Raw genomic sequence first — 14,639 nt, 5'->3', positions numbered from 1 at the left:
AGATGGTGAGTCACGTGTCAATAATTGTATTCAAAAATACCCCAAAGCGGTTTGTGCACAACGTGAAGCTGCTTGCGGTTTTCGCGCTGGCGGCGATCGTCAGCGCCTGCCAGACCGCGGATCCTCGGCTGGTGACGGCATTGCGGAGTTCGTCCATCACGCAGATTCAGCTCGAGACTGCTCCAGACGTCAACATGGGCGGATTCTTTGACAAGAAGAAGCCCGATCCGCAGCTGTCGAAAGTGGTGCAGACCCTCGAGGCTTCGCTAAATCGTGAACTTAAAGGTCTGCCCGGTGGAAAAACACCCGGGAAGCTTATCGTGACATTGGGCATGGTCGATCTCGCCAGCAATGCCGGCCGTATCATCCTGGATAACCACAGCAGTATGTCGGGATCAGTCCGCCTTCAGGATGCAAAGACTGGACGTCTCATAGCCGAAACGACTGTCTATGTTTCGGAGAAGGGCGTGCGTGGCGAAGGGAACATCGGCGTCTTTGTCGCCATGGCAATTAACGCGGCACAGGTTTCCCGGCAGAAGGATGCTCTCGCCCATGAGCTCTCCGACAAGTTCGTCAGCAGCGTAAAGACGTGGCTCATGCAGAAGTAGGAAATTCTGTCGTCGCAAGGGACACCCGATAAGGGCAAGACCACAGTGCCAGGAAGTGGACGAGAAGATGAGCAACGGAAGACACGGATTGTCGAAAAAGATTGATCAACCGGGTAGACTCACCCAGCAATCGCTTGCGACGGTGCTGAGTGCGTTGCTTGTCTTCCAGCCGATACTGGCGAATGCCCAGTCTGTCTCTGCGGCTGGATCGGCACCATTAGCCAATCAGCCGAGCGTCGGCGCGGCGCCGAATGGCGTGCCGCTGGTCGATATCGTCGCGCCGAACGCGGCGGGCCTGTCGCACAACAAGTATGACAACTTTAATGTCGGTGCGCCGGGCCTAATCCTAAATAATTTCAACGGTGAAGTTGGCACGTCGAACCTCGGCGGGGCCACGCCCGGAAACCCAAACCTCAACAACTCCAACCCGGCCTCAGTGATCCTGAACGAGGTCACCAGCGGCAATCGCTCGGCGCTGAACGGCCCCACCGAAGTCTTCGGGGGAAAAGCCGACGTCATCATAGCGAACCCCAACGGAATCACATGCGCCGGCTGCGGCTTCATCAACACGCCGCATGCGACGCTGACGACGGGCGTCCCCAATATCGGCGCCGATGGCAGCCTGACCGGCTTTACCGTCAACGGCGGCGATGTAACGTTCGAGGGGGCAGGGGGGAATTTTGCAGCCGCTCCGGGTGCTGTCGACCTCTTCGACGTCGTCTCGCGCAACATTCATGTGAATGCGCCGATCTACGGCAAAACCATCCGGCTGACGGGTGGCGCCAGCCAATATAACTATGCCACCGGCGAGGCCACCGCGCTGACCGCGACCTCTGGCACACCGGAATATGCGATCGACGGCTCAGCCCTCGGTGCTATGCAGGCAGATCGTATCAAGGTCGTCGTCACCGAGAAGGGTGCCGGCGTCAAGATGAGCGGCGACATGGCCGCCAATGCCGGGGAATTGACGCTATCGGCGGATGGCAAGATCTCGATCGGGAATGCGTCCGGTCGCGATGGCGTGAGCATCACCTCGAAGCGCATGGTTACTGCTGCCAAGGTGACGTCGAAGCAAAAGGCGGCGGTCCAGGCCGATCAAGGCATAACGCTGCAATCAGTTGCTGCCGACAGTGACATTGTTCTGACAAGTGGTGCTGGTCTCTTGAGCGTGTCAGGCGACATCAACAGCGGCACCACCGTGCAGATGAGTTCGGGCGGCGGCATTGCGGCTGGCAGCGTGACGGCTGGTAACGGTGCAGCGGCGCTTGTCGCCACCTCCGGTGATATCGCGATAGCGGGCGCGGCCAACAGCACCGGCGACCTCACTCTGACCGCCACGGCCGGTTCGATCTCGGCTGCTTCGCTGCTAAGCAACCAGACGATCGCCTTGAATGCCGGCCTCGACATTGCTGTTGCCGGTAACGTACTGGCGCAAGGCAATGTCAGCGCCAGCGGCCGGTCGGTGTCCACCGGCATGGTCGTCGCGGGCATCAATATTGCTGCCACCAGCGCCGACCCGAGCGGCAATGTCGTGCTCGGCTCGGCCGGGAATCTCAGCCTGACGGCGACGGGCGGCAATATTACTACCGGTAATCTGCTGTCGGCTGAAAGACTCAACACGAGTGCGACCGGCAATATGGTGGCCGGTAACATCCAGACTACCGGTGATTTCACGGCGACCGCAGCCTCGCTGACATCAAGCAACATCACGTCGCATGGGGCGATCACTGTCAACGCATCGACCAACGCGAGCGGCCAGATCCTCGGCGCCGGCAATATCCTGATCTCTGGGGCTGCCATTCAGGCAAGCGCCATCGCCTCCGGCGTTGACTTCGCCGCCACCAATGCGGCTGGCGGTACCCTCGCTGTCGGTCCGGTCGGCACGCTCGATTTGACCGCCACGACCGGCAATATCGTCGTCGGCACGCTCCTGTCGGCCGGTGATCTGAATGTTCGGGCAGCACTGCTACAGGCAAACACTCTGACAGGTCACGGGAATGTCGGCGTAGATGGTGGCGTCCGTGTCGCCAACCAATTGCTCGGAGCCGGCAACATCACCATCAACGGCAACGCCAATGGCGTCAGTGCCGGTCTTCTTGCGTCCGGCGTTGACTTTGCAGCGACCAAGGCGGCTGGCGGCAATATCGTGGTGGCGAGTAGCGGCGATCTGAGGATCAACGACAGCGCTGGCGCGATTCAGGCAGGCACCATCTTGGCGGCCGGCGCGATCAATTCCACCGGCCAGACCATCACCGCCGATAGCATCATCGGCCATAAGAACATCACGCTTTCCGGCGCCACTGCCGTTACCGGCCAGATCCTCGGCGCCGGCAACGTCAGCGTCTCCGGCTCGACTATCGCGGCCGACGCCATCGTCTCGGGTGTCGACATCGCTGCCACCGATGCGGCGGGCGGCCGCATTGCCCTTGGCCCGGCGGCAACAGGAACCGGCAATCTGACGCTCGCCGCCTCTGGCCTGCTCAGCGCCGGCACGCTGCTGTCGGCAGGCAATCTAGATGCCAGCGGCGCGACCATCACCGCCGGCAATGTCTCGTCGCATGGTGATCTGACGCTTAAAGGCGCCTCCGGCACGACGACCGCGAGCGGTCGCGTGGATGTCAGTGGCCAGATCCTTGGCGCTGGCAATGTGTTGATCAGCGGCCAGAGCCTGTCGGCCCAGACGGTCGTCGCCGGCCTCGACTTTGATGCCACCAATGCGGCAGGGGGCAATATCGTTCTTGGTCAGTCCGGTGACTTGACCATCGCGGTCAATGGCGCCCTTGCTGTGCCGACCATACAGGCAGCCGGTATCATCGACGCCCATGCGGCATCGATCTCCGCCAACGCGGTCACCGGTCACAAGAACATTGCCCTTTCCGGCGCAACCAGTGGCGTGGACATCGATAGTCAAGTCCTTGGTGGCGGCGATATCAGTGTTTCCGGCTCCAGCATCAAGGCCGGTACCATCGTCTCCGGTGTCGATTTCGACAGAATGGCAGCGGCGAACGGAACCATCGTTCAGGCGTTAAGTGGCGATCTGACACTTGCTTCAAGCGGATCCATCGACGCCCGCACGCTGCTGTCGGCTGGCGATCTCTCTGCCAGCGGTGCGACCGTGGCCGCCAACACTGTCACGTCCCATGGCGATGTCACCCTTGACGGTGCGACCGGCACGACGACCGCAAGCGGTCGCGTGGATGTCAGCGGCCAGATTCTCGGCGCTGGCAATGTGCTGATCACTGGTCAAAGCCTGTCCGCCCAGACGATCGTCTCCGGCATCGACTTCGACGCCACCAATGGGGCCGACGGCAATATTGTTCTCGGCCAATCCGGGGATCTGACTGTGTCAGTGAACGGTGCGGTTACGGCGCCGACCATACAGGCGGCCGGCGCCATTGATATCAGTGGCGCGACCATCACTGCCGATGCCATTACCGGCCATAAGGATGTCACCCTTGCCGGTGCCACGACAATTGATCGCCAGATCCTTGGTGGAGGGGATGTCAACATCTCCGGACCAAGCATCAAGGCTGGGACGATCGTCTCCGGCGTCGATTTCCTCGGCACGGCCGCCGCCAACGGCAACATCGTCCAGACGACAAGCGGCGATGTTTCGTTGACGTCTTCGGGTAATATTACCGTCGGTACGCTTTTGTCGGCCGACGATCTCAGTGCCGCCGGTTCGACCATCAGCGCTGATGGCGTCACGGCCCATGGCGACGTCAGCCTTGATGGTGCAACCAACGTCAGCGGCCAAATCCTTGGGGCCCGGAATGTTCTTATCACGGGCCAGAGCCTGTCCGCCCAGACGGTCGTTGGTGGCATCGACTTCGACGCCACCAACGCGGCCAGTGGCAATATCGTTCTCGGCCAGGCCGGCGACTTGACTGTGTCAGTCAATGGCGCTGTTGCGGCGTCGACCCTGCAGGCAGCTGGTGCCATCGATGTAAAGGCCGGGAATATCTCTGCCAACACCATTTCCGGCCACAAGAATATTGCACTTTCCGGCACCACCGCAGTTGACGGTCAAATTCTCGGTGCAAATGACGTCAGCATCTCCGGCTCGAGCATCAAGGCCGGCGCCGTCGTCTCCGGCGTCGATTTTGCAAGAACAGCCGCAGCCAACGGCAACATCTTACAGACGACAAGCGGCAATGTTTCGTTGACCTCTTCCGGCAAGGTCGATGCTGGCACGCTGCTCTCGGCTGGCGATCTCAGTGCCGCCGGTTCGACTATTAGCGCTGACAGCGTCACGGCGCACGGCGCTGTCACGCTCGATGGCGCGACCACCGTTGCCGGTCAAATTCTCGGTGCGGGGAATGTCCTGATCACCGGTCAGAGCCTGTCCGCCCAGACGGTCGTCTCCGGCATCGACTTTGCCGCCACCAATGCCGCCGGAGGCAATATTGTTCTCGGTCAGGCTGGCGATTTGACGGTATCAGTCAGTGGCGGTGCGGCGGCTTCAAGCTTGCAGGCGGCCGGCAATCTCAATGCCAGCGGGACATCGATCGCCGCAGATGCAGTCACCGGCCATAAGAAGATCACGCTTTCCAGCACGGATGCCGGCGGCGTAGATGTGAGCGGCCAGATTCTTGGCGGTAACGATATTGCCATTTCGGGCCAAAGCATCACCGCCGGCACCATCGTCTCCGGTGTCGACTTTGCCAGAACAGCAGCTGCCAATGGCAACATCGTCCAGACGGTAAGCGGTGACGTCTCGCTGATCTCCACGGGCGATATCACCGTCGGCACACTGCTGTCGGCCGGTGGTCTCACCGCCGAGGGCGCCAATCTCAAGGCGGCCAGCTTGACCGCCCATGGCGCAACTGATCTCAAGGCCAGCGGCCCTGGCGCAAGCGGTCGAGTTGATATCAGCGGCCAGGTGCTTTCGGCCGGCGATCTCGCGATCAACGCAAACAGCCTCAATGCCGGCCTTCTCGTTTCCGGCGTTGATTTTGCGGCGACCGAGGCGAATGGCGGCAATATCAAGCTTGCCAGCTCCGGCGACACGTATCTCACCATCTCCGGCAACACCACTGCCGGCACGATACTGTCGGCGGGCGATGTCACGGCGAAGGCGGCCAATCTCACGGCCGATAGCATCACCAGTCACGGTAACGTCGGCATTACCGGCGACGTCGATGTGACGAGCCAGATCCTGGCTGCAGGCGACCTTACTCTCAATGGCGCCAGCATCAGCGCACCTGTTCTGATCTCGGGCATCGACTTTGCCGCCACCAATGCCGCGGGCGGCAATATCGTGCTCGGCCGGACCGCCGCCCTCAACCTGACCGCCTCCGGCAATATCGTCTCTCAGACGATGCTTTCGGCCGGCGATGTTGCGATCCGCGCGGCTAGTCTGAAGGCTGACAGCCTCACTGGGCATGGCAAAGTCGGCATTATCGGCAATGTCGATGTGAACAATCAGATCCTTGCCGCAGGCAATCTCACGATAAACGGCGGCAGCATCAGTGCGCCTGTCCTGATCTCCGGCATCGACTTTGCCGCGACCAATGCCGCCGGTGGCAGCATCGTGCTCGGATCGTCCGGCGGCATGAACCTTGCCGCCACTGCAGAAATTGCCACGCAGACCCTATTGTCTGCCGGCAGCATCGATGCGCAAGCCGCGACCATCGCAGCCAACGCCGTTACAGCACATGGCGATATCACCCTAGCCGGCAGCAGCAGCGTCAACGTCACGGGCCAGCTCCTCGGCGCCAACGACGTCTCGATCTCCGGCCAGACCGTCCAGGTGGGTCAAGTCATTGCCGGTGTCGACTTTGCTGCCACCGCGCAATCATCAAACGGCGCCATCGCCCTTCGAGCAAGCGGCGATCTCGACATCAATGCAGGAAGTGCCACTGCCAGCACTTTGATCGTCGCCGGCAATCTCGATGTGCTGGCAAGTGCGTTCACAGCGGGCAATATTACGGGCCACGGCGCCGTTTCGATCGGCTCGTCCGCAAATCCCGGCGCGGTTGCGATCAACGGCCAGCTTCTCGGCGCAAGCAATGTCTCGATCACCGGATCGGGCATCAGTGGCAATGTCATTGTCGGCGGCGTCGATTTTGCCGCGACCAGCCAGTCCGCCACTGGTAGTATCGTCCTCGGTCAGTCAGGCGATCTCTCTCTCACAGCCACCTCCGGCAACGTGGCCGTCAACAGCCTGATGGCGGCCGGCAGCATCACGGCCAATGCTGCCAACAATGTCAGCGCCAATGCGGTCGCCCATGGCGACCTGACGATCGCCGCCGGCAATGCGATCACGCTTACCGGCCAGTCGCTTGCCAGCCGAAATGCCAATCTGTCCGCCCGGTCGATGACGATCGATACGCTGGTTTCCGGCGTCGACTTTGCCGCCACCAATGCCGCGGCTGGCGGAAGCCTGATGCTGCAGCGCTCGGGCACGATGACGCTTGCCGCCTCGAACGGCAGCATCAACGCCAACTCGTTGCTGTCAGGTGGCAGTCTTGCTGCCAGTGCAACGCAGAACATCGGCTATTCCAGCCTGCAGAGCCTTGGCAACGCCACGCTCACGGCGCCTGGCGCCATTGCTTACACGAGCACTACCCGCGTCGGCGGCAATCTGACGCTTAACACCGGTGCGCTGGATCTGTCCGGCACCAGAGGCAGCCGCATAGCGGGCGGCGGCACGCTGATCGTCAACGCATCCTCGGCCAACCTGTCGGGCAGCAATCTCGTCTTCGGCGGCCTGGCGCTCAACCTCTCCGGCAGTGCCGATCTCTCCAACGCGCAAGTCAGCACTGTTACCAATGCGGGTGGTTCCGGCGATATCTCGATCTCCGCCGCAGGTTTGACGACAAACGCCAATACCGCATTACTTGCCGCGCACGACCTGACGCTCAGCCTGCCGTCGCTTGCCAATACCGGTCAGCTCGCTGCCGGCAACAGCCTTACCTTCAACATATCAGGCGATTTCTACAACAGCCCTTCCGGCCTCGTCTTCGCCGGCAACAACGCCAACCTCTTCGTCGGCGGCATACTCACCAACGACCAGGGCGCTATTGTCGCCAATGGTGGGTTGACCATCCAGGGAGCCACCGCCGGTCAGCGCAATGCTGCGGTCACCAATGTGTCCGGTCTCATTCAATCCGGTGGTGACATGTCGATCCTCACCGCGAATCTCACCAACCGGCGGTCGGCCACGCCAAGCTGGGTGACAGGCCAGTTGGTTTCCTCCGGCGCGGTTGTCGGCACCTTCGTGCTGAATCCAGCGATCGCCGGCCAGCCCTTCGCCTATCTGGAATCGACCGATCAGAATATGTTCCAGCTCTATGCGGGCGTCGATCCGGGGCAGTTTTCCGACTACCAGCCGCTGTTGTATTCGGTCGCAACCCTTGCCGACGGCACCTCCTATCACGCCTGGACCTGGGTCAGCGGCAATGGCCCGACAGAGGTGCGGCCGATCTTTGACTGGATCAAGGCTCGCGTACCCAAGGATGCCAACGGCAATCCTATTCTCGATCCCAACAATCCCTCGCGCTATTTCATTGTCGACGAAGTAATCAACGGCGGCTCCGATGCCAGCACTACCTACAGCTGGGACGGCGGCGCCAATATTAGCCAATCTGTATATGAGGATCGGTTCACGGCACCGCTGAGCGCGGAGGCCGTGATCCGGGCCGGCGGCAATCTCACAATCGATGCCACGAACCTCACGAATTCCTACAGCTCGATCGAGGCCGGCGGTAATGCAACACTGAAGGGATCGACGCTTACCAACGAGGGCGTTGCGCTTTATCGCACGACCACGCTGACCTGCAGCGCCGAAAGCGCGTGCACCGCCTACAATGCCAATGGCTCCGCCGATCCATCGCGCAATATTGCCAATGGCACCTCGATCGTCTCAAGTTCGCAGGTGATTGGCGGCGCGTCGGGCAATATCAAGGCGGCCGGTGCACTCAGTCTCGCGTTCGGTGCAATCAACAACAGCTCCGCATCGGGGTCGGTGTCGGGAGGGGCGGGCTTTGCCGCCCTCAGCAATCCTGGGAATCCGCTTTCGGCACTCAATGGCATGACGGCGGGCGGCGCCCTGTTCGACGTCAATGCCGCGCTGGCGGGGGTCGCGGCCAATGGCGGTGCCAGCGTCGCAAACGGCCTGGCGATCGCAGATGGCACCACAACTATCGGCAACGGACCAACGATCAACGGCAACGGCCTGACGGCAAGTGGCGGCACGTCGATCAGCGGCAATAATTTATCGGCAGCCGTCGGCGCTTCGGTGAGCGGCAACGGCGTGACGCTCGCCAGCGGCCCTTCGATCAGCTCGAATACCCTGACTACCGGCGGCGCCGTGATCAACCCGAACAGCTTGATGGGCAAGCTCACCGCAGCTCTCGGCAACAGCGGCAATCTTGCCCAGGTGCTGCAGGTCAACGGCGCGGAGCTCGCCTCGCTTGCCAAGCCGCAATCGGGCGGTGTCGGTGGCACGGTGCCGGGCCAGGTCTTCCTGTTCGAGACACGGGCGGCTTTCCTCGACGTATCGAAGTTCTACGGCTCGAGTTATTTCATCGACCGTGTCGGCTATACGCCGGAGACCAAGGTTCCCTTCCTCGGCGACGCCTATTTCGACAACCAGATGGTCGACGAGCAGATGCGGCAACTGGTGGGCGATGGTCTTGGCGCGGGATCCTTCATCCCCGGCAACAACGCCACCGACCAGATGAAGACGCTGCTCGACAATGGCGTTGCCTATGCTGAGGCGAACGGGCTTGCTCTCGGGCAGGCACTGACGCCCGAGCAGGCCGCATCGCTGACCCAGTCGATGGTGATCTACCAAATCGAGATCGTCGACGGCGCGCAGGTGCTGGTGCCGGTCGTCTATCTCTCGGCCGCCGATAAGGCGAAGGTCAACGCAGGCGGCGCCGTCATCGCCGGCAACAGCGTCAGCATCGATGCCGGCTCCGTCAACAATTCCGGTGCGATTGCCGCAGCGGATGGCATGACCATCAATGCGACCGAGATCAAAGCCAATGGCGGCACCTTCCTGGCCGGTGGCAACATGAATCTCAATGCCACCAATGGCATTACACTTGCCGCACAGACGATGACCATCGGCGGTCAGAATGTCGTCAACACCAATGCCGGCGTGTCGGCTGGCGGCAACCTGCAGATCGCCGCGGGCGGCACGTTGAGTTCACAGGGCGCCAAGATCGCCGCCGGCGGCTCAGCCCAGCTTTCCGGCAACAATGTCACTCTTGCTGCTGTCAAGGTCGACAATGGCGGCCAGCAGAATGCGACTGGCACGCGCGTCACCGCCGGCGGCAATCTTACCATTGCCGCCAACAACGACGTCAACATCATCGGCTCCTCCGCAAAGTCGGGCGGCGATCTCAAGGTCAAGGCCACGGATGGCGCGGTCAACATCGTCTCCACCGATGTCGCCCGACGCACCGATGACGGCTACACCAAGACATCAGGTACCGATCAGCAGGCGTCGCAGCTCTCGGCCGACGGCAACCTTCAGGTCAATGCCAATACCGGTGTTCTGATCTCAGGCTCGGATCTGACAGCCAAGGGTGATGTCGGCCTCACTTCGAACGGTGATATTAACGTCACCACATCGCAGGACCAGTCGAAGTCGAGCTTCGGTAAAAACGCCTCATCCGAGCTGACGCATAATGGCTCGACCATTACGGCCGGTGGCGATCTCGTCGCGAAATCCAAGAACGATATCAACGTCATCGGTTCGACGATGGATGCCGACGGAAAGCTTGGCTTGCAGGCCGGTAAGAACGTCACGATCGCTGAAGCGACCGATAGCGCTACCCTCGACGTCAAGAGCTCCAGCAAGAAGAGCGGGTTCTTTGGTTCGACGAAGGAGAATGCCTCCGGCCATCTGGAAACCACGACGGCGGCTGGCTCGTCCCTCTCCGGCAAGGACGGCGTGACGATCATTTCCGGCGGCGACACTACGGTCTCCGCCTCGAAGGTGACGGCGGGCGACGATACGCATGTCGCAGACCTGAATGTCCAGACCGGCGGCAATCTGATCGTCACCGCTGGTAAGGACACCGAGACCGAGCATGATAGCGCCAAGCGCAAGGGTTTCCTGCGCAGCGGCAGCTCGAGCTATGACGGCTATAACGAGACGACCATCGGGTCGCAGCTTTCAGCCTCGGGCGATGTCAATCTGGATGCCGGCAAGGCGGCAGCCATTGTCGGCTCGAAGGTCAATGCCGATGGCTCGCTGAATGTCTCCGGCGAGAGCGTCAGCATCATCGGCGCGCAGGAAAACCACCAGTCCGACAGTAAGCGCAAGGATTCCGGCCTCTTCGTTGGCTCGGGCGGCGGCTTTATCTCGCTCTACGGCAAGAACGAAAAGCAGGGCCAGCAATCTTCCACGGATAACGTCGGCTCACAGCTTACGGCCGGGAAGGACGTTAACCTGACTGCGAGGGCAACTGATCTCAACATCATGGGATCGTCGGTCAATGCCGATCGCGACATCAATCTCTCGGCGGCGCGAGACGTCAATGTCACCCCGGGCGCTGAAAGCTCGTCACAGTCCGAACAGCAGAAGAAGTCCGGCTTCGGTCTTGCACTTTCCGCCGGCAATGGCGGCTTCTCGATCGGGATTGGCGCGCAGTCGACCAAGGACAGCAAGGCGCAGCAGTCCGATACCAATGCGGTATCGACATTGGTGGCGGGCCGCGATCTCAACATCTCGGCAGGCAACAATGTTAACCTGCAGGCGACCAGCGCTTCTGGCGAGCGCGACGTCAATCTCTTTGCCAAGAACGATATCAATCTGCTCTCGGCCAACGACGTCACCAATTACGAGGAGGTGCATGAGAAGACCTTTGCCGGTGTGACCATCTCGGTGACAAGCCAGATCGGCAAGGCGGCTGAGAGCATCATGAACTCGGCCGAGCGCCTTTCGGACAGCGGCGGAGTCAATGCGGTGACCAATACCGCCATTGCCGGCCTCGGTTTCTACGAGGGCTTCAAGGGGCTGAAGGGCGCATATGAGGGGCTTACCAGCGCGGATCCGAAGGTTGGAACCGGTCTTTCCTTCAGCATCGGCATCAACGCCGGCGTCAGCCATCAGGAAAACAGCTGGTCCTCGTCGTCCTCGACCCCGGTCGTGACGAATATTCGCGCGGGTCGCTCCATTACCATGGAGGCCGAGAAGGGCTCCATCACCAGCGATGGCGCGCAGATCCTCGCCGGCTACGACAAGAACGGCATCCCGACGATCTCGGGCGACCCGCTGACCGGCGATATCTTCCTGTCGGCAGCGAATGGCGACATCAACCTCAATGCCGCCACGGGCACGTCGGATTCGACCAGCTCGAACAAATCTTGGAGCGCCGGCGTCGGCGTCAACTTCGGCTGCACTACAAAAAATGGCTGCGCGGAGACCGGCATCGGGGTCAACGCTTCCTATGGCAAGGGCGGTTCGGAAACCTCCGGCACCAGCCATACGAACACGCATGTGAATGGCACTGGCGATGTCACCATCGTCACCAACGATCTCGCGCTGAAGGGGGCGACGGTTGTCGGCAATTCGGTTGCGATCGACGTCAAGAACCTGACGATCGAAAGCCAGCTGGATACGCAGAAGGCCGAGGCCGATCAGTTCAATGTCTCCGGGCAGATCGGGTTTGGCAATACCGGCGCCTCCGGCACCGTGCAGAAGGCCAAGGGCGACGCGGTGCTCGTCTCCGAACAGTCAGGCATTCATGCAGGCACCGGCGGCCTCAACATCGATGTCGGCGGCCAGACCTCGCTTGTCGGCGGGCTGATTACCAGCCAAGCGACGGCGGACAAGAACTCCTTCTCCACCGGCACCCTGACGGTTGCGGATATCGACACGCATTCGACCTGGAAGGCCGAAACCTATGGCGGCGGAATCGGCACCGGCGGGCTCACCATCGCTCCACCCGTCAAGGCCGGCGAGAAGGAGACCGGCAAGGCCTATTCGGCCATCGGCGGCAATATCGGCATCACGATTACCGATCCCGCGCATCAGACGCAGGACATCGGCACGATCCGCCGCGATACCGAGAACACCAACACCTCGCTGCCCGGCCTGCCGGATCTGCAGAATATCCTGCGCCAGCAGTACAAGACCCAGGCCGATCTGCAGGCGGCGCAGGCCACCATGGCAGGGCTGGTGGGCGATATTGCCAGTGAATTCTACCGGCAGGCTGCGGAGGGCCGCGACCAGGCTGGAATGGATTATTGGAAGGAGGGTGGAGCCGGCCGCGTGCTGCTGCACACGATCGGCGCCGGCATTCTCGGCGGCGTCAATGGCTGGGAGGGTGCGCTCAAGGGGGCTGCCGGTGCTGCAACCTCAGCCTTGCTGACACCGGCTATAGCCGATCTCGTCAAGGGCATGCTGAAGGACAGCACCTTGTCCGCTCAGGACAAGCAGACGCTTGCCGCCCTGCTCGGCGAGAGCCTGTCTGCCCTGGCGGCAGGCGCTGTCGGCGGCGGCGAAGGTGCCTCCTATGGGGCTGCACAGTATCAGTACAATTATCTGACGCATAAAGAGCGTGAGGAGTTCGCTCGCACACTGGCCGCTTGTGAGGAGTCCGGTGATCCTGGCTCTCCAGCTTGTAAGCACAAAGAAGAGCTCCAAACTCTATCGGTTAATCGTGACAAGAAGCTGTCCGATTGCGTCGGAAATTCCTCGGCCGACTGCGTCAAGGCTCGCACCGATCTGCGGATAGCTGCGGCCGAGTATCTCGACGCCGCCCTCGCAGGGAATGGCGAGCCCGATGAGATGTCGCTTCTCGATCGACATATGGTGTTCCTGGACGCCTGGAAATACGCAGACAGCAATGATGCGCAAAACGGTCAGGACTTCGGTGATATAGAGTCCACGCTGAAGAGCGATGCAGCCAAAGCCCTGCTGACAGGTTCGAAAGCTCAAATAGCCAGCATCATTCGCGATCCGATCATGCTCGGCGCCATCGCCTGGGGTGGCTGGGGCAATGCCAAGACCATTATTGGAGACATTGCGGGCATCTTGCCGGATAGCGTCGCTGGCCTGCCTGAAAAATATGTTCGTGTCATCGACAATGCGGGCAACGTCGTCATCGTTGGTCCAAATGGTGAAATCTATCGCGATATTGCCGCCGCACAGCGAGCGTCTATCGGCACTGATGCCATAAATACAGTAACGATAGGCGGCAAAACCTGCGTTTATAGCTGTGTTGTTGACGGAACCACGCGGTACGTTGGAATTACCGATGATGTAGCCCGTAGAGGCGCCGAGCATCTACGGACGAAAGGAATCCGCATTGAGCAAATCGATGGCCTCGATAATCTGTCGCGTTCGGATGCGAGAGCCGTTGAGCAAACCCTGATCAATTACTACGGACTAGGCAAAGACGGTGGAACGTTGCTGAATAAGATCAATTCGATATCCGCGACGAAAAACCCAACAACCTATGAACAATCGCTTATTCGTGGCAAAGAGTTGCTCGATAGTGTCGACTACCAATGGGCGAAATAGCTATGTTGAATCGGAAAACTGTAAAGATCGGCGATATATTTCAAATTTTGACATCCGAAGGAATTTGTTACGGCCAAGTGACTCACACACATCCAAAATGGAAATTCGTCGTAGCCATTTTTCGGGAATTCTTTCCTAAACCTCCGAAGGATTTCACAGAAATTGTCGCCAAGGAGCCGCAGTTCATTACGACCTTTCTGATACAGGATGCAGTTCGGCAAGGGTTATTCCAGCTTGTTGCGAACGTCGCCGTTTCTGAGCACCTAGCTGCGTTTCCAACCTTTCGGTCGACGAACAATCTTAAGGGTGATGAAACGATGTGGTTTTTCTGGGCTGGCGGAACGCAATGGAAGGTGCACCGCCCGTTGACCAAAGGAGAGAAGAAGTACCCAAGAGGGCCGTCATTACCAAGTGCGCCGCTCTTAATTGAGATGATCGAGAAGAATTATCGAGTTGAGCGCGACTACATTTAGTCTCAGAGACATATAGCTAATATTTCCCTGCCGCTTGAGCGGTATCGTAAACTTAAGGGTCACAAGACAAGA

General features: G+C 60.4%; 3 protein-coding genes. All 3 read left to right on the top strand.

Going from position 1 to position 14,639, the window contains the following annotated elements; genetic code table 11:
- The first annotated feature begins 2 nt into the window (after positions 1-2).
- The 3 genes from FHT29_RS27470 (at position 3) to FHT29_RS27460 (ending at position 14,567) form a co-directional block, all read left to right on the top strand.
- The gene (locus FHT29_RS27470; RefSeq protein ID WP_051963754.1) at positions 3-608 is read left to right on the top strand and encodes a hypothetical protein; all 606 of its coding nucleotides are present in this window, start codon (positions 3-5) and stop codon (positions 606-608) included.
- 88 nt (positions 609-696) lie between these two features.
- Complete coding sequence (locus FHT29_RS27465; protein ID WP_168600571.1) at positions 697-14,094, top strand: hemagglutinin repeat-containing protein; 13,398 nt, start codon at positions 697-699, stop codon at positions 14,092-14,094.
- Positions 14,082-14,567 carry an Imm26 family immunity protein gene (locus FHT29_RS27460; RefSeq protein WP_052212772.1) on the top strand — a complete coding sequence of 162 codons (486 nt, stop codon included), beginning with the start codon at positions 14,082-14,084 and terminating at the stop codon, positions 14,565-14,567. Before FHT29_RS27465 ends, FHT29_RS27460 begins: the two co-directional genes overlap by 13 nt.
- The last annotated feature ends 72 nt before the right edge of the window (positions 14,568-14,639 follow it).

Source organism: Rhizobium sp. SG741, assembly GCF_012275435.1.
In the GTDB taxonomy this organism is placed as follows: domain Bacteria; phylum Pseudomonadota; class Alphaproteobacteria; order Rhizobiales; family Rhizobiaceae; genus Rhizobium; species Rhizobium lusitanum.
Note: the sequence above shows the minus strand (reverse complement) of the source record. Positions and strands in the feature narration are given on the sequence as shown.

Excerpts from the sequence above, each read along its gene's own strand:
- FHT29_RS27460 (WP_052212772.1), top strand. The coding sequence starts at position 14,082 with ATGGGCGAAATAGCTATGTTGAATCGGAAAACTGTAAAGATCGGCGAT.
- FHT29_RS27470 (WP_051963754.1), top strand. The coding sequence starts at position 3 with ATGGTGAGTCACGTGTCAATAATTGTATTCAAAAATACCCCAAAGCGG.